The organism is Leptotrichia hongkongensis (assembly GCF_007990635.1).
Taxonomy (GTDB): Bacteria; Fusobacteriota; Fusobacteriia; order Fusobacteriales; family Leptotrichiaceae; genus Leptotrichia; species Leptotrichia hongkongensis.
Map to the genome: position 1 here is coordinate 979,611 of NZ_AP019846.1, position 17,574 is coordinate 997,184.

The window sequence follows — 17,574 nt, forward strand, 5'->3', positions numbered from 1 at the left end:
TGGTAGCAAATAGTTAGAAATAATTATATAAAATATAAAAAAAGTCAAAAAATACTGTATTAACAGAACTTTATAAATAACTAAAATTTTTATATTAATCAAGGAGCGGATTTATGAAAACTTCTGATTTGAAAAAGAAGAGCTTTAAACTTCGGGTTTATTATTACGATACTGATAAGATGGGAGTTGTGTACCATTCAAACTATCTAAAATGGATGGAAATGGCACGGACTGAGTATTTTAGGGATGTCTTTCCATATAAAAATATGGAAGATATGGGATTTATTTTACCAGTAAAGACACTAAATATTGAATATATTAATTCTGCAAAATACGATGAAGAAATTGAAGTTTCTGTGAAAATTGAAGAAATAAACAATATTAAAATCAGATTTTCTTATGAAATGTACAATTCAGACGGAGTTTTAAAGGCAAAGGCTGAAACTGTAAATGTTTTCGTGGATGAAAAAGGAAAATTAAAAAGAATTTCAAATGAATTGCTGGAAAAACTCATTAAATAACCATTTGTAATATTTATAGTGTTATTAAAATAATTTTGTGAAATAAAATTAAAATTATGAAATAAATTTATTATAAATCATAAAAATAAAAGAGGTATTAAAAATGAAAATAGCGATTGGAAATGATCATGCAGGGGTAGAATTTAAAAATAAAATGATGAAGGAACTTAGAAGCAAGGGATATGAAATTGTGAATGTGGGAACTGATACTTTAGATTCAGTTGATTATCCTGATATTGCTAAGGAAGTTAGTAAAAAAGTTTTGGATGAGGAAGTTAATTTTGGAATTTTGATTTGTGGGACTGGAATAGGTATTTCTATTGCTGCAAATAAAATAAAAGGAATTCGTGCGGCTCTTTGCCACAACGAGTATACAGCAAAACTTTCAAGGCTTCACAATAACGCAAATATAATAGCATTAGGAGCTAGAGTTTTAGGAGAAGATTTGGGATTAGCATGTGTTGAAGCATTTGTAAATACAGAGTTTGAAGGTGGCAGACATGCTAAAAGAGTCGGAAAAATAGAATTATAATTTAGAAAATATATTATAAAGATTCTAATTAAAATTTTATCGTTAAATATTTGTTAGACTTTTTTCGAAATTACTAAGGCTTAGCAAAATAAATATTATTATAAAATAAAGGAGTGATTTTTATGTCAACAATTTTTAAAAAGATAATAGATAAGGAAATACCAGCAAATATTGTATATGAAGACGAGGAGTTTCTGGCTTTTCATGATATAAATCCAGCGGCAAAAGTTCATGTGCTTGTAATTCCAAAAAAGGAAATTAAAAATTTGGATGCGGCGACTGAGGAAGATGCTTTACTGCTTGGTAAATTGCAGTTAACTGTGGCAAAAGTGGCTAGAATTCTGGAATTGGATAAAGATGGATATAGAGTTATAACTAATATTGGGGACAATGGCGGACAGGAAGTTTATCATATTCATTACCATATTTTAGGTGGAGAAAAATTACCAGTTACATTGAAATAGAAACAGTCAAATTTTCTAAAACTATGGAGGAAGTGCATGAAAAGTAGACTTTCTAAAATTGTGATATTCATTTTTCTTGTGGCAAATCTAGGAATGGCTGAATATATAAAAAAGATAATGCTGTTTACTATAAGGATGAAATATGGCAGACAGATGAGAAAAAGGTAAATGATGCCGATTTTAAGACATTTGTAGAGCTGAATAGGATTTATGGGAAAGATAATAAAAATGTTTTTTATGGAGACGGAAAACTAGAAAATGCAGATTTTAAAACATTTCAGGCAGTTGGGGAAAATATTGGAAGAGATAAAGATAACTTTTATTGGTATAGCCAAAAAGTAAAAATAAATCCAAAAGATTTTAAATTTTATAAAAATAAGGATAAAATAGTATATTTTAGAAATAATGGTAAAATATATGATTTAAAAGGATTAGATGAACTTAATGAAATTGAGGATGTAGATACTTTTGAAGTACTGGATGATGAATATTCAAAAGATAAACATAATATTTATTATGGTGGAGTAATTTTGTCTGATGTGGATATGGATACTTTTCAGATAATAATGCCAAATTACTACGCTAAAGATAAAAATAGCGTATATGCAGGACATAAAAAGATTAAAAGGGCAAATCCAAAAACAATAAAAGTTTTGAATATTGCATATATAAAAGACGATAAAACTGTTTTTTCGGATTTTTCTTTTAGTAATACACTTAAAAATGCAGATGTTAAGTCTTTTGAAACATTAGGAGAATACTACGGAAAAGATAAAAACAATGTGTATTTAATGGGAGAAAAAATAAAAAAAGCTGATGTGAAAACTTTTCAGGTAATTTCAGAAGAATCTTTTAATCATTATTCAAAAGATAAGAATAATGTTTATTTGGAAACATACATTATAGAAGGAGCAGATCCTAAAACTTTCGAAATTATAAAAGAAAAACCAACTTATTCAAAGGATAAAAAGTATTTGTATTATTCTGGGAAAAAAATTGATGAAATTAGAGATAATTTAGAAAATATGAGTGCTGGAGTACTTGATATTATAAAAAATGGAAACAGAATTTATGCTAATGGAAATAGGCTTGATATAGAAAATCCAGAAAATTTTAAAATAATAAAAAATGATTATTACAATAATCCAAATATAATTTATGGAAAAAACAACAAAAATATACACGTAATTATAGGAAATGGACAAAAAATTCGTAGTAAAGTAATAAAAGATGCCGACATAGACTCTTTTGAAATAATGGAAATTGGCGCATATTCACGAGATAAAAATAATATTTATTTTACGTATTCTGATGTTGTGCAAATGAAAGATGTAGATAAAGACAGTTTTACTATCGGAGAACATGGCTTTTCGTATGATAAGAACAGTGTTTATTTTTATGGAAAAAAGATAGATGGAATAAGTCCAAAAGGATTTAAAATTGTTGATTTAGCTGTTAATTCTGGGGATTCTGTAACATTTGCACTATTGACAGACAGTAAAAATTTATATAAATTTATTTATAAATTTGACGATGAAGAATATAATTTGAAAAAGCCAGAATTGGCTGTTATAACAAATGTAAAAGTGGATGCTCCGAGCTTTGAACTGATTAAATCATATACAGGAAGTTATTATAGGGATAAAGATAGTGTTTTTTATTATGATATTAATAAAAAAGAACTTATAAAAGTTGAAGGTGCGGACAGAAATAGTTTTACTGAAATGGAAAATGATTTTGCAAAAGATAATAGAAGTTTCTATTATCTTGGGAAACAAGTTAGAAATATCAGTTCAGAAGGATTAAAATTTGTTGGTCCAGATATTTTTAAAAATAAAAATGGCGTATATTTTTGGAAAGATGAAACTGGGACAGTAGATTATGAAATAATACCTTTAAATTTTGACAGTGCTTCATTTGATATAGCAAATAAGGATACAAGTAATTATTTTAAAGATAAAAATGGAATTTATTATCTTGATTACGGTAAATTGTTAAATTCGGAATCGAAGGACATCCAAAATGCCTTTATTAAACTTGAAGGAGTTGATATGCCAACATTTAAAGCATTTGGATATGGATATTCCAAAGATAAGAATAGAGTTTATTGTGGATATAAGGAATTTAAAGGGGTGGATGTGCCAAGTTTTACTGTCGTTCTGGAAGATGAGGGAGTTGTAGTTAAGGATAAAAATAGAACTTATGAAAATGATTGTGAATAATTAAAGAAGTAAATTTAGAAAGTGAAAAAATAAAAAATGAGAGATGTAATAGCAAGTCCAGATAACAAATTTTATAAATTGTTAAAAAAACTGGATAAAAAGAAGTATCGTGATGAAAACAGTATTTTTAAGGCTGAAGGGGAAAAGTTTCTGAATGAGAATATCAATTTTAATAAAATTATTGTGAAAGAATCAAAATTTGAATATTTTGATGAAAGATATGAAATTTCTAAGCATGATAATTTAACGATTTTGAAAGATAATCTATTTGATGAGGTTTCAACGCAGGAAAATAGTCAAGGGATAATTTTTTTGTATTCTAAGAATTTGAATACAATTGAGGATATAAAGGGAGATGTGGTAATTCTGGATGATATTCAGGATCCAGGAAACGCTGGAACAATTATCAGAACAATGATTGCTGCAAATTTCCAAAATTTAATTCTGACAAAAGGCTCCGTAGATGTCTATAATCCAAAGACAGTACGTGCCACAATGAGTGGAATTTTCAAATTAAATATAATTTACGAAACACCTGAAAATATTGTAAAATTTTTGAATAAAAAAAATTATTTGAAGATAGCAACAGCTCTACACGAAGATTCCATTTCTTATGAAAAAATTGAATTGCGGGAAAATAATGCGTTTATTTTTGGTCATGAAGGTGGCGGAGTATCTGATTATCTGATAGAAAATTCTGATATAAAGGCAATTATTCCGATTTATGGGAATATAGAATCATTGAATGTGAGTGTGGCGACAGGGATTTTTCTTTATAAAATGAGGGAGAAATTACAAGGATTATAAAAATTGTGGAGATAATAATACGAGTGAAATTTTGTGATTATGCAAAATAATATAAATATTAATAAAGTTCGAAAAACTACATAAAGGGTGGGAAATAATGGAGAATAATATACAAATATTTGAAGGTAAAAAAATTAGGTCTGTTTGGGATAATGAAAAAGAAGAATGGTATTTTTCTGTTGTCGATGTTGTAGGAGCATTAACGGATAGTGTAAATGCTAGAGATTATTGGTATAAAATGAAAAAAAGAATGACAGATGAGGAAAAAAGTGAATTGTCGACAATTTGTCGACAGTTGAAGTTAAAAGCACCTGATGGAAAAATGAGATTAACAGATGTTGCTGATATACAAGGAATTTTCCGAATTATTCAGTCAATTCCGTCTCCTAAGGCAGAGCCATTTAAAATGTGGCTGGCACAAGTGGGAAAAGACAGAATAGATGAAATTACAGATCCAGAACTAACTATTGACAGGGCATTGGAAACATATTTGAAAAAAGGATATTCAAAAGAATGGATAAATCAGAGATTACAGGCAATTCAAGTTAGAAAGGAATTGACAGATGCTTGGCAAGAGCATGGAGTAAAAAAGGGAATAGAATATGTAATTCTTACAGATGAAATTTCAAAGGCATGGTCTGGGATGGCAACTAGAGAATATAAAGATTTAAAAGGATTAAAAAAAGAGAATTCAAGGGATAATATGTCAACTTTGGAACTTGTACTTAATATGCTTGCAGAAGCTACAACAACAGAATTAACTAATATTCATAATCCAAATGGCTTGGAAGAAAATAAAAAAGTTGCAAAACGAGGTGGAACAATAGCAGGAAATACTAGAAAAGAGATTGAAGCAGATACTGGAAGATCTGTTATTACAACTAAAAATGCAGTAGATTTTTCTAAATTAATTGAAGATGTAGTAAAAGATATTCCTGATATAGTTAAAAATTCTAAGGATGAAGAAAAAAGCAAGGAGTGAATTAAATATGGCTTCAAGTAAAGAATATTTAAATTTTGTATTGGAACAGTTGTCGGAAGTGGAAAATATTAGATATAGAGCAATGATGGGGGAATATATTCTTTATTATAGGGAAAAAGTTATCGGTGGGATTTATGATGACAGGTTTCTTGTGAAGGCTGTAAAATCGGCGAAAGAACTTATGCCGAATGCTTTGCATGAAATTCCTTATGAAGGAGCAAAGGAAATGTTGCTTGTTGATGATGTTGAAAATAAAGAGTTTTTGAAGAATTTATTTGAAGCGATGTATGATGAACTTCCTGTTTTGAAGAAAAAAAAGAAATAATAGAAAGGTAAAATAGAAATGTCGAAAAAAGAAATTTTTAAAATTGGATCACATGTGGGAATGAGTGGAAAAGATATGCTTTTGGGATCGGTTAAGGAAGCGGTTTCTTATGGATCGAATACTTTTATGATATATACTGGAGCACCACAGAATACACGGAGAAAGCCGATTGATGAGCTGAATATCGAGGCTGGGCTTAAACTTATGAAGGAGAATAATATTGATATTGATGATATTGTTGTGCATGCTCCTTATATAATTAATCTTGGGAATGCTGTAAAGCCTGAAACTTTTGAAATTGCAGTGCAGTTTTTGAGAACGGAGATTGAAAGGACAGATGCCATTGGAGCGAAAAGAATTGTTCTTCATCCAGGTGCTCACGTTGGAGAAGGTGAAGAAGTTGGGATTAATAAGATTATTGAAGGACTGAATGAAGTTTTGACGAAAGATCAGAAAACGACTGTGGCACTTGAGACGATGGCTGGAAAAGGTACAGAATGTGGAAGAAGTTTTGAAGAAATTGCAAAAATTATTGACGGTGTAAAATTAAAGGATAAACTGACAGTATGTTTTGATACTTGCCACGTTCACGACGCTGGATATGATATTGTAAATAATTTTGAAGGAGTTATTGAGCAGTTTGATAAAATTGTTGGAATTGACAGAATTTCAGTAATTCACTTGAATGATAGTAAGAATGTGTGTGGTGCACATAAAGATAGGCATGAAAATATAGGATTTGGAAAAATTGGATTTGAAGTGCTAAATAAAATTGCACATTTTGAAAAATTTTCTCATTTGCCAAAAATTCTAGAAACACCTTATGTGGCTTTGAGTGATGATAAAAAAGCTAAGAAAGTTCCGCCATATAAATTTGAGATTGAAATGCTGCGAGCTGGCAAGTTTGATGAAAATGTGTTAGAAAAGATAAAAAATCAATAATTTTTTGGAAAGAAGTGATAAAAATGCTAAAAGATAAAGAATTAACAAAAAAAGAAATGTTTGAAATATTTAACAGAAGATATGCGTGCAAAAAATACGATAAGACAAAAGTTGTTTCAGATGAAGATTTTATGACAATTATTGAGGCAGGTAGAATTTCTCCCAGTTCATTTGGGCTTGAGCCTTGGAAATTTATTCTTGTGAAAAATGAGGAAATGCTGAATGATATGAGAGAGTTTGCTTGGGGAGCGATTAACAGTTTGAATGGAGCGAGCCATATTGTTATGGTGCTGGCTAGAAAAGGTGTTACTGGTGATAGCGAGTATTTTGAGAGAATTGGGAAGGAAATAAAAAATATTTCTGATGAAAATTTGAAGATTAGAAAAGAATTCTTTACAAAATTTCAAAAAGAGCATTTTAAGCTGCTGGAAAGTGAAAGAGCATTATTTGACTGGGCTTCAAAACAGACTTACATTGCAATGGTAAATATGATGAATATGGCTGCAGCTCTTGGGATTGACAGCTGTGCAATTGAAGGATTTAATAAAGAAATGGCTGAAAAATACTTTTCTGAAAAAGGTGTGTTTAATTTGAAGGAATATGGAATTTCATATTTTGTAAGTTTTGGGTATAGAGATGAAGATATTACCCCAAAAACTAGAAGAGAACTTTCGGAAGTTTATGAGGTTGTTTAGTAGTTTTCGAATACTTTAATTTTGAATATACTCAAATTAATTTATTGGAAGAAAGAGGATTTTTATGAAAAAAATTTTTTTAATTATGTCTTTAGTAATGGCATTCTCATGTGGAAATAAAAATAACATAGACAAGAATAAAAAAATTGAAAAAAATACAACTACTACTGAGCAAGTGAAACAAAATCAACAAGAGGAAAAAACTGATTTTGATAAACTTAGTAAAAAAGAACAGGAAGAATATTTAAAAAAACTGGAAAAGATAGAAGCAAAATATGAAAAGGAATTAATGGAATTAAAAATACCAGAATTCAATAAGTCCCAAACTAATGATTCTAAGCAACTGACTGAAGAAGAGGTAAAGGAAATAAAGGATGTATTACGTGAAAAATTTAAGAGAATAGGGTTGACAGCTGCAACAAAAGATGGCAGATTTTACATAATAGAAGTTATTAAAGATGGAAAAAACAAAGAAGAGACTGCAAAGGAAGTTGCTCTTGAGAGACCTGATATTATTGATACTATTGGTGAATGGTGTAAAAATAAAGGAATGGAATTTAAAGTTATTTTTGTTGAATTCTATGACAAAGTTCAAAATAAAAAGATTAGTCAGTCTGCATACCATTCTCACCTTTTGGAAATTCAGTATGAAGATAAAGAATATAAAGATGCACTGAGAGAAGGCTTTTCTAAATATAAGAGGGCTACAAAATTTTAAAATAGAAAATATTTGGAGTGTACCCAAAATCTTGAAGGAGCATTAAATGATATGATAAATAAAGGTGAAAAGTTTGCATTTATTGGTAATAACAGATTAGAATTATCACATTCAGGAAGTCCAAAGGCAGATATGGTATTTGGTGATTTAGCAAAAAAAGCAGGAGCTAAAGAAGGAAGTGTTGTAAATATTGGTTCGGCTTCTAATATAAAGGATATGGTTACAAGTGAAGTAGCAGGAACAGTAAAAGGATTAATTTCTGAAATGTCTCCTTTAAGAATGACAGAAGATTTTAACAAAGCTGTTGCTGAATATGAGAAAAATCCACCTAAAAATAAGATTTCAAAGACTCCAATTACAGGAGGGGCATTACAGACACATCAGGAATATGCCTTAGTAGGTTTGCCAGAACTTTATAGAATTGAAAAAGGAAAAACGATACAAGGAGATTTTAATATCGATGAAGTCAAGAAAACAGTAAAAACTCAAGGTTTAAAAGGTTTTGAAGGGTTAGAAAATGTCAAGTCGATACAGGATTTATATTATAATTATCCTAAAATGTATAAAGCATTCAATAATTATATTTCAGAGCATCATAAACTGTATTTTAATAAAGATGTAGGTATTGCTGTTGATATTATGAAACAGGAAGAGATTAAAATAGAAAGTTTGAAAAACCATAAGGAAAAAGATAGCAGAGAAAAATATGAAAATGCTTTGAGAGAACAAAAAAGATTAATTGACCAAAGAAAGGAAAATGTAAAGGATATGATTATGAATGTTCCAAGAGTAAATCCGGACTATGGAAAAGATATGGATAAGGATTTGTTTAATGCGAGAGATAATGCCTTAACAGAACAGCTGAACAAAGATTTTCCAAGAAATAATCCATATAAGAATATCAATCCTGATGAAGGTTTAAATATGCTAAAACCTCAAATAAATAGAGAAAAATCTCAAAATATAAATGAACAGTTAAAAAAATTGAGAGAAAGAGTAGGTAATTAAGATGAAAAAGTTGAAGTTTATATTATTGATTTTGGTAAGTATTTTCTGTTTAAATTCCTGTCTTACAACAGCTGCAATCATAGGTTCAATGCAGGGGGATGGTTTATTACCTCCTCCTAAACCTCAATATAATACTTACCATGGAAATAATAAAAAAATAAATTCAGTAATTTTTAGTGAAAACAAGAAAAAAATAAGAATTAAAAATACTGATAAAGAAATCTTAGTACCAGAAAATCTTTATTTAAGAGAAAGTCCAGTTTCTCTATTTAATGATTCCTTACAATTTTCTAAACCACTAAATTTTTATATTTATTACGAAGGAGAAGAAGTCCCCTTACCAATGTATATTTATACTGAAAATTTTGGAGCATTTTCAAAAAAAGAAAATTTAGTGAAAATAAGTGAAAATACATATTTTAACAAGTTTGAAGACCATAATAAAAAAGTTAAATTAGATCAAATTATAAAAAAAATTGATGATAATATTTTTATTGTTATAAGTACAAAATTAGGATATAATATCAACAAACAATTCTTCTTAGAATTAATAAAAGATTGGTAAAAAGTGGAATGTACCTCAATTTCGGATAAATAATTTATTAATTTTTTTGATAGCTATTCAATAATTCATAAAAAATTTAAAATTATAACAAATCAGATGATATGAAAGAAACAGCAAGAAATATTTTAAAAAGAAATTTTGATACAGAAAAATTAAATGAAAAATGGGTAAGTGATATAACATATATTTGGACAAGAAAGGACGAGTGGTGCTATTTATCAAGTATAATGGATTTGCACGGCAGAATACACAGTAAAATTGGATTTATAAGTCCGAATGAATACGAAGAAAGCATAAAAAGGAAACAAAGAAATTGCTTAAAAATAGTCTAAATTTTGGGGGACACTCCAAAAGTCGATAAACATAGAGGAAGATAAGAAGGAGGTTTTTAATGAAAAAAACCTTTATAATTGGAATATTGCTGTTATCTATATTTTCTTGCGAGAAAAATAAAGAAAATAAGGATAATGGCGACTTGATAGCTAAAGATTCGGAAAAAGCCTCTGATATGACGGTTGAGGAAGAGATGAAGCTGATGGAAGATCACATAGTGGAAGTATCTAAAAAATATGGAATAACTGCAGATGAAGTAAAGAAAAAATTGGAAGAAGTTGGTAAATATTTAGATGAGGATGTGGTACCAGACAAAGAATATAAAAATCAATAATTTTTTACAGCAAGTTGCAGTAAGTTAAATTTTATTATATAATATAAGCAAATAAAAAAGAATAGAATAGGAGAATGAAAGTAAAAATGTCAGAAAAAAAAGTAAGAGTTAGAATAGCACCCTCTCCAACTGGAGATCCACACGTAGGAACTGCCTACATTGGACTATTTAATTATGCGTTTGCAAAACATAATGGCGGAGATTTTATTTTAAGAATAGAAGATACGGATAGAACGAGATTTTCAGGAGATTCAGAACAGCAAATTTTTGATGCGATGAAATGGCTTGGGTTAAATTATGATGAAGGTCCAGACGTTGGGGGAGAAGCAGGGCCTTATAGACAGTCGGAAAGATTTTCGATTTATAAGGATTATGCTGAACAACTGGTGGAAAAAGGGGAAGCATATTATTGTTTTTGTACTGCTGAAAGATTGCAGAAATTAAGAGAAAGACAGGCGGCTATGAAACAAGCACCAGGATATGACGGGCATTGCAGAAACTTGTCAAAAGAAGAAGTGGAAGCAAAATTAGCGGCTGGAGAGCCTTATGTTATTAGATTGAAAATGCCTTATGAAGGTGAAACTGTTGTAAATGATGGATTAAGAGGAGAAATTAGATTTGAAAACAGTAAAATTGACGATCAGGTACTTTTAAAATCTGATGGATTCCCAACTTATCATTTGGCAAATATTGTTGATGATCATTTGATGGGGATAACTCACGTTATAAGAGCGGAAGAGTGGATTTCTTCTACACCTAAGCATATTCAATTATACAAAGCATTTGGATGGGATGAGCCAAAATGGTATCACATGCCACTTTTAAGAAATGCTGACAAAACTAAAATTTCAAAAAGAAAAAATCCAGTTTCATTGAACTACTACAAAGAAGAAGGTTACTTAAAAGAAGGATTACTAAACTTCCTTGCACTTATGGGATGGAGCTTTGGAGAGAACAAGGAAATTTTTACTATTGATGAAATGATACAAAATTTCTCATTTGATAAAATTTCTCTTGGAGGGCCTGTATTTGACCTAGTTAAATTGGGGTGGGTAAACAATCATCACATGAGATTAAAGGATCTGGATGAATTGACAAAATTGGCTATTCCATATTTTGTGCAAGCTGGTTACTATGAAAATGAAAACTTGTCAGATGAAGAATTTTCAAAATTAAAAAGAATTGTGGAAATTACAAGGGAAGGTTCACAAACATTAAAGGAATTGCCAGTAAATGCTTCAATTTACTTTGAAGATGAATTTGAATTGCCAGTAATTGAAGAAGGAATGAATAAAAAAGAAAGAAAATCAATCGAAAAACTGACTTCTTCACTTGAAACAGAAACTGGTAAAAAATCTATCCAAATGTTTATTGAAAAAATCAATAAATTAAATGAAGAAATTTCAGAAAATGAAGCAAAGCAAATCCTGCACGAACTGCAAGATGAAATAGGAGAAGGTCCAGCAGCAGTATTAATGCCACTTAGAGCAGTTATTACAGGAAAAGCCAGAGGAGCGGATTTATACACAGTAATTGCAGTTATTGGAAAAGAAAGAACATTGGCTAGAATAAATAATATTTTGAATAAATAAAATATTTTTAAATCTAAATAATATTAAACTAATTGATGGATTAATTTCTGTAATAAAACAGGAATTAGTCCTTTTAATTTATTTTGTAATCTTGTTCGTTATCCAAAAATCTTTATTTTAATACTAAATCCTGTTTAAAAATAGGAATAATTTTTTAGATATTTTGATTAATAAATATTTTTTTATTTTTATTTCCGTAGGATTGCTCATTGCCGCAAATCCTTATCTTGCAATAAAGGTTTATTCTGAGAATCAAAATATATGGCAAGATTGCTACGCAACACCTATGGCTAGTCTATACATTTTTCTGCACTGACAAAAAACTCGCTACGCTCAAACAGTTTTGCCAGCACAGAAAAATGCTCCGACGGATTATTTATACTAGACTTTATTCAAAAAAAGAAAAAACATAATAATATGAAAAAATATTTATTATCAAGATATCTAAAAAATAATAAAAATGCTTTAATTGAATGATTATGAATTAGCTATTAAATAACTTTATTATAAAGATTTTTAAATCAGATTTTAGTATTAGTATAAATAAAAAACTGCACTTTAATCATATGTTAGATTTAAAATGCAGTATAAAATTATATTTTTTAATTAGTTCTTATTTTTGATTTTTTAAATCGGATTTAGATTCTGGTTTATGGTTATCGGGAACATCGCCGAAAATATCCCTAAAAAATCCAACTTCCAGTTCTCTTGAAAATACATTTTTCAAAATAATCATTACAACAGGCCCAATCAGGAATCCCATTACACCAAAAATTTTGAATCCTGAGTACATTGAGATTAGTGTGATTAATGGATGGACTCCTAAATTTTGGCTTACCAGCTTTGGTTCTAACATTTGCCTTACAGAAAGGACAAATAGGTAAATTATTATTAAGGCAATACCTAATGTTATGTCAGATAGTGCAAAAGAAATTACTGCCCATGGAATCAAGATTGTTCCTGCTCCTAATATTGGGAGTGCATCGATTATACAGATTATGATTGACATTAATAGGGGATATGGTACATTTAGCCCTAAAAATGATAGTAGATTTAAACATACTAGAAGTTCAAAAAAACATATTGTCATTAAAATAATCTGTGCCTTGATATAAGAGCCAAGAACTGTAAACATGTCAGTTTTTATATTGAAAACCTTATCTAGCCAAGACTTTGGAAGCTGCTGCTCCAGAAAAGATACAATTTCATCCCTGTCAAGACTTATAAAGAAAGTTGCAAGAATCGTTATACAGATATATAGAATTACAGTCGGAATAGATGTAATAAAACTTATCAGCCCTTTTATAAATCCTCCAAGTTTTGAAGAGCCTGAGGAAATAAAACTGTTTATCGTATCATTTACCTGCTTTGTGAATCCTGACGGAAAATTTCCAAGATAAGTATAAACTTTTGCCATGCTGTCAGTCCATAATTTTTGTGTTATTTCGCTATAACTGTTAAGATTTTGCGATAATTTATAAATTTCACTTATTAATTTTAATGATCCCCAGCCGATAATTCCAAAGAATATCAATAAAAATGTTACAATAGAAATTATTGTAGACAGCTTTTTTGAAAGCTTTAACCTTTTTTGCAAAAATCGTGTAAACGGCCTTGTCAATATTGAAAAAAACAACGCTATCGTAAATGGAAACAAAAATATCCCAAGTTTAAATGCTAAAAATACGACTAGCAGAATTAAAGCAATATAAACGAGAAAATATAATTTTTTAAAGTCAAAATTTTTGTAACTTGCCATATAATCTACTCCTTTTTTATTTATTGAATTTATCATTTTATAGATTATTATATAATAAATACAGCAAATTGTAAATCTGTAATTTTTTCCAATTAGTTGTATTTTTTTTTAATGTATGTTAAAACATTCTAAAATTTGTTATATAAATAAAAGTGAAAGCAGGTATAACATGTACAGAAAAAGATTAAAGAGAACTAGAGAAATTGAAGATGTTTTAAAAAATTAAAAGGAAGAGTAGGTAATTAATATGAGAAAGACAAAGTATTTTATTATGGCATTTATCTTTTTATTGTTTCTAAATTCATGCGGTTATTTTAAGTATGCTTATGATCAAATGACATTTGAAGCAAATGAACGATCAATAGCTAAAACGTTGCAGGAAAAAGATAAAATTGATGCTATTAATAATCCCAAATATAGGAATGACATAGAGAATGTATTAATTGATATAGAAAAAAGAAAATCATCAAGTAAAATTATCTTTGAAGATTTAGAATTAAAAGTACCTGAAGGCGTTAATCTAAAAAGTGAAACATTTATAGATGAAAAAACAGGATATGGACTTCCATTAAGAATATATAGTTTAGATAAATGTGAAGGATATTATAGGAACTATAGAGTTAAATATTTTAATAAAAAATATTATGTACTTAGATCAGATATAAGTCTAGATAATGACAAGTCTTATTCTTTATTTTTTAGAGTGTCTGACGAAAATGGTTTTAAAAATAATTGTGGCATGGGAAGATAATAAAAAAAATTAAAGAAAAAATGGATTTACTCATAATTGTGTTGACGGTAAATTTGAATAAATTATTTGAAATAAAATGTTTTTTGTACTAAATTTCATTTTTAAACTAAATTCAGGATTAGATAATCGTTGTGAACTACAGCGATTATTTTTATTTGTGTAAAAAATAGTTTAATACTAAGTCCTATTTAAATAATGAATTAATTACGACTTTTCAAATCAAAGGATAAAAATTTGGTATTTCAAAATAATTAAAGTGTAATTTAATAAACTGACGGAGCTTTTATTTGTTCAGCTACGACTGTTTGACGACTGAAAGGAGGAGTTTCGGAGTTGGGCAAATAAAAGTCGTAGTCTAGCCATAGGTGTTGCGTAGCAATCTTGCCATACATTTTGATTCTTAGGATAAATCTTTATTGCAAGATAAGGATTTGCGGCAATGAGCAATCCTACAAAAAAGAAAAAAACTAATATTAAATAAAATAATCTAATACTAAATCTCATTATAAAATAGAAACTATATCAAGGATAAAAGTTTTAATTATTTACTAAATATATTATATAATTCAAAATTTATTAAACATTCGCTATTTAAACGGGGAATAATGTAAAATTAATTTATTTTGATGTAAAAAAGTGATGTTGTTGAATTGTACTGGAAATTATGGTAATATATTAATTAAATAAATATGTTGATTAGAATTGAGGAGGAGAAATAAATGTATAAAGTATTAGTTGGGGAATATATTGATGATGAGGCAATTGCGGGACTGCAGGAAGCTAGAGATGTGAAAGTTGATGTGAAAGTTGGGATTTCACGTGAAGAAATTTTGGATATAATTGGTGAATATGACGCTCTTATTGTGAGAAGTGTTATAAAAGTAGATAAGGAACTGCTGGATAAGGCAAAAAATCTGAAAATAGTTGGACGTGCGGGAAACGGTACAGATAATATCAATATTCCTGAAGCGACTGCACATGGGGTAATTGTAGCGAATACTCCTGATAGCAATACGGTTTCGGCTTGTGAAATTGCAATTGGGCTAATGCTTGCTTCTGCGAGAAATATTGTTGCGGCAAATAATTTTATAAAAAGTGGAAAATGGGAAAGAGAAATATTTGTAGGAAGCGAGATGTTTGAAAAAACATTGGGTATTATCGGACTTGGAAGAATTGGTGGTTTGGTTGCTACGAGAATGAAAGCGTTTGGAATGAAGCTTGTTGCTTATGATCCGTATATTTCAGATGAGCGTTTTAAGAGATATGGCTGTGAAAAGGTTAAAACATTGGATGAACTGCTGGAAAAAGCAGATGTGATAACTATTCATACACCTAAGACTAAAGAAACTGTGGATATGATAAATGCTGAAAATATTCATAAGTTAAAAGACGGTGTAAGGCTTGTAAATGCGGCACGTGGAGGATTATTTAACGAGGAGGCTGTGGCTGAAGGATTAAGAAGCGGGAAAATTGCGAGTTTTGGATATGATGTTCACACGGTTGAGCCACGTTCTGAATGTATTCTCTATGAATTTGAAAATGTAATTACAACGCCACATATTGGGGCGACTACTTATGAAGCACAGCGAAATGTAGGGACTCAGGTTGTAAAACAGGTATTAAATGGACTTCGTGGGGAAATAGTTGAAACGGCTGTGAATCTGCCTGCAATTGGAAGAGAAGAATTTTTAATTGTAAAACCATTTATAAATCTCGCTGAAAAATTAGGAAAAATTTATTTCCAAATTGAGAAAACTCCAATTACAAATGTTGTACTTAATTATTACGGAGAAATTGCCGAACAGGAAACTGCACTTGTAGATTCGACAGCAATAAAAGGGATTCTGGAGCCAGTTTTAAAAGAAGAAGTTAATTATATTAACTCAAAGCCTCTTGCTGAAAAAAGAGGGATTAATATTTCAATAAATAAAAAGGAACATAAATATAAAAATTATTCTTCAGCAATAGAATTTGTAATAACAAATGAAGAAGGCAAGAAAATATATGTAGTCGGAACAATTGGAATGAATAACGAGGAAAGAATTATCAGCATAAAGAATCACGATGTGGATATGGCAATTTCTGACAATATGATTTACTTAGGAAATGAAGATGTGCCAGGAGTTATCGGAGCTGTGGGGGCAACTTTAGGAAAAGAAAATATAAATATTGCCACAATGAACGTAGGTAGACGTGAAAACAGTGCAATTATGCTGCTTACAGTTGACAGTGAAGTTGGTAAGAAATCATTGAAGGAACTTAGGGAACTGAGTCAGATAAAATGGGCTCATTATTTGGATTTGACAATATAGTGTTTTGTGAAAGTTGATAAATTGTAGATGAGTGTCAATGAATATTCTAAGAAATTGAAAAATTTAATAAAGAAAATAGATTTTTTAGGTTATTTAAAAATAATTTTTGTAGCAGTATCAATTGTATTATCTAAAAATAATTTATTTTTTATAACAAATGCAGCTTTGATATTTTCTGTTTTAAATTCTTTTGTAAGAAAAGAAAATAGTAACTCTGAAAATAAGTTTAGTTTTGATTTTGAAATTTTCATTTTTCAATGTTTTACTTTATTTTATTTGAATAGACAGACATTATTAATGGGAATAAAATTGTTTGACATTGAATATTTTTCAAAAATTATATTAAATGCAAGGTATTTAAACGGCGAACTTCTGTTTTTGATACTATTTGGCTTGCTATATATATTTATAAGAAAGAAGAGCAGGGCATATAAATCTTATGTTTGCATAATAGTCTTATATTTCTGTTTATTTGAAGACGTATTTTATACAGGATTTTCATTAATAGGAATAGATTATTTTATAGGTTTATTATTTATTTTTGTAAATACAATATTTTTACCGACATTTATTGATTTTGTAATTATTTTATTAGTTGTACTGTATTTTGTGAAAGAAAATAAAAATTATAAATTGGTATATTTTTTGTTGGTATTTTGCTGTATTTTTAGATTAAGTCTTGCAACATGGTTCTTCTTGTAGAAATTATTAT

At 29.0% G+C, this 17,574-nt stretch carries 20 protein-coding genes and 1 pseudogene; 20 read left to right on the forward strand and 1 reads right to left on the reverse strand.

The features are described 5' to 3' along the window. Nucleotides 1-113: 113 nt before the first annotated feature. From FVE75_RS04670 to gltX, 17 genes and pseudogenes are all read left to right on the forward strand, one after another. The gene (locus FVE75_RS04670) at nt 114-521 is read left to right on the forward strand and encodes an acyl-CoA thioesterase (RefSeq protein WP_147005460.1); all 408 of its coding nucleotides are present in this window, start codon (nt 114-116) and stop codon (nt 519-521) included. 103 nt (nt 522-624) lie between these two features. Then, nucleotides 625-1,053, forward strand: coding sequence for a ribose 5-phosphate isomerase B (gene rpiB / locus FVE75_RS04675; protein ID WP_147005461.1), 429 nt, complete (start codon nt 625-627; stop codon nt 1,051-1,053). Between the two features lie 122 nt (nt 1,054-1,175). Then, on the forward strand, nt 1,176-1,517 hold the full coding sequence (locus FVE75_RS04680; protein WP_021744537.1) for a histidine triad nucleotide-binding protein: 342 nt from the start codon (nt 1,176-1,178) through the stop codon (nt 1,515-1,517). 36 nt (nt 1,518-1,553) lie between these two features. Continuing rightward, entirely contained in the window at nt 1,554-1,685 is a 132-nt protein-coding gene (locus tag FVE75_RS11675) for a hypothetical protein (protein WP_269472165.1), read from the forward strand. After that, nucleotides 1,658-2,023: pseudogene (locus FVE75_RS11835) on the forward strand (DKNYY domain-containing protein); the annotation flags it as partial. The gene FVE75_RS11675 and the pseudogene FVE75_RS11835, both read left to right, overlap by 28 nt. A 33-nt stretch (nt 2,024-2,056) precedes the next feature. Further along, the gene (locus FVE75_RS04685) at nt 2,057-3,739 is read left to right on the forward strand and encodes a DKNYY domain-containing protein (RefSeq protein ID WP_408610443.1); all 1,683 of its coding nucleotides are present in this window, start codon (nt 2,057-2,059) and stop codon (nt 3,737-3,739) included. Nucleotides 3,740-3,775: 36 nt separating this feature from the next. Beyond that, nucleotides 3,776-4,546: a TrmH family RNA methyltransferase gene (locus FVE75_RS04690; RefSeq protein WP_147005462.1), complete on the forward strand. Its 771-nt coding sequence runs from the start codon at nt 3,776-3,778 to the stop codon at nt 4,544-4,546. 97 nt (nt 4,547-4,643) lie between these two features. Continuing rightward, complete coding sequence (locus FVE75_RS04695; RefSeq protein ID WP_147005463.1) at nt 4,644-5,528, forward strand: BRO-N domain-containing protein; 885 nt, start codon at nt 4,644-4,646, stop codon at nt 5,526-5,528. A gap of 7 nt (nt 5,529-5,535) precedes the next feature. After that, nucleotides 5,536-5,853, forward strand: coding sequence for a TfoX/Sxy family protein (locus FVE75_RS04700; protein WP_147005464.1), 318 nt, complete (start codon nt 5,536-5,538; stop codon nt 5,851-5,853). An 18-nt stretch (nt 5,854-5,871) separates the two neighbouring features. Further along, nucleotides 5,872-6,795, forward strand: coding sequence for a deoxyribonuclease IV (locus FVE75_RS04705; RefSeq protein WP_147005465.1), 924 nt, complete (start codon nt 5,872-5,874; stop codon nt 6,793-6,795). Between the two features lie 23 nt (nt 6,796-6,818). Then, complete coding sequence (locus tag FVE75_RS04710) at nt 6,819-7,490, forward strand: NAD(P)H-dependent oxidoreductase (protein ID WP_147005466.1); 672 nt, start codon at nt 6,819-6,821, stop codon at nt 7,488-7,490. 64 nt (nt 7,491-7,554) lie between these two features. After that, nucleotides 7,555-8,208 (forward strand): hypothetical protein, encoded by a 654-nt coding sequence (locus FVE75_RS04715; RefSeq protein ID WP_147005467.1) that lies wholly within the window; start codon nt 7,555-7,557, stop codon nt 8,206-8,208. Nucleotides 8,209-8,259: 51 nt separating this feature from the next. Continuing rightward, the gene (locus FVE75_RS04720; RefSeq protein WP_147005468.1) at nt 8,260-9,216 is read left to right on the forward strand and encodes a hypothetical protein; all 957 of its coding nucleotides are present in this window, start codon (nt 8,260-8,262) and stop codon (nt 9,214-9,216) included. Nucleotide 9,217: 1 nt separating this feature from the next. Beyond that, nucleotides 9,218-9,781 carry a hypothetical protein gene (locus FVE75_RS04725; protein WP_147005469.1) on the forward strand — a complete coding sequence of 188 codons (564 nt, stop codon included), beginning with the start codon at nt 9,218-9,220 and terminating at the stop codon, nt 9,779-9,781. A gap of 101 nt (nt 9,782-9,882) precedes the next feature. Continuing rightward, the gene (locus FVE75_RS11840; RefSeq protein WP_147005470.1) at nt 9,883-10,113 is read left to right on the forward strand and encodes a hypothetical protein; all 231 of its coding nucleotides are present in this window, start codon (nt 9,883-9,885) and stop codon (nt 10,111-10,113) included. A gap of 59 nt (nt 10,114-10,172) precedes the next feature. After that, a complete protein-coding gene (locus FVE75_RS04735) occupies nt 10,173-10,448 on the forward strand; it encodes a hypothetical protein (protein WP_147005471.1) in 276 nt (91 codons plus the stop codon). 86 nt (nt 10,449-10,534) lie between these two features. Further along, the gene (gene gltX, locus FVE75_RS04740; RefSeq protein ID WP_147005472.1) at nt 10,535-12,040 is read left to right on the forward strand and encodes a glutamate--tRNA ligase; all 1,506 of its coding nucleotides are present in this window, start codon (nt 10,535-10,537) and stop codon (nt 12,038-12,040) included. Nucleotides 12,041-12,653: 613 nt separating this feature from the next. Here the strand turns inward: gltX and ytvI are convergent. After that, nucleotides 12,654-13,799 carry a sporulation integral membrane protein YtvI gene (ytvI, locus tag FVE75_RS04750; RefSeq protein WP_147005473.1) on the reverse strand — a complete coding sequence of 382 codons (1,146 nt, stop codon included), beginning with the start codon at nt 13,797-13,799 and terminating at the stop codon, nt 12,654-12,656. 247 nt (nt 13,800-14,046) lie between these two features. Between ytvI and FVE75_RS04755 the strand changes: the two genes are divergently transcribed. From FVE75_RS04755 to FVE75_RS04765, 3 genes are all read left to right on the forward strand, one after another. After that, nucleotides 14,047-14,550: a hypothetical protein gene (locus tag FVE75_RS04755; protein ID WP_147005474.1), complete on the forward strand. Its 504-nt coding sequence runs from the start codon at nt 14,047-14,049 to the stop codon at nt 14,548-14,550. A 719-nt stretch (nt 14,551-15,269) separates the two neighbouring features. Further along, a complete protein-coding gene (gene serA / locus FVE75_RS04760) occupies nt 15,270-16,862 on the forward strand; it encodes a phosphoglycerate dehydrogenase (protein WP_147005475.1) in 1,593 nt (530 codons plus the stop codon). A 27-nt stretch (nt 16,863-16,889) separates the two neighbouring features. Beyond that, nucleotides 16,890-17,564 (forward strand): hypothetical protein, encoded by a 675-nt coding sequence (locus FVE75_RS04765; protein ID WP_147005476.1) that lies wholly within the window; start codon nt 16,890-16,892, stop codon nt 17,562-17,564. Nucleotides 17,565-17,574 lie beyond the last annotated feature (10 nt).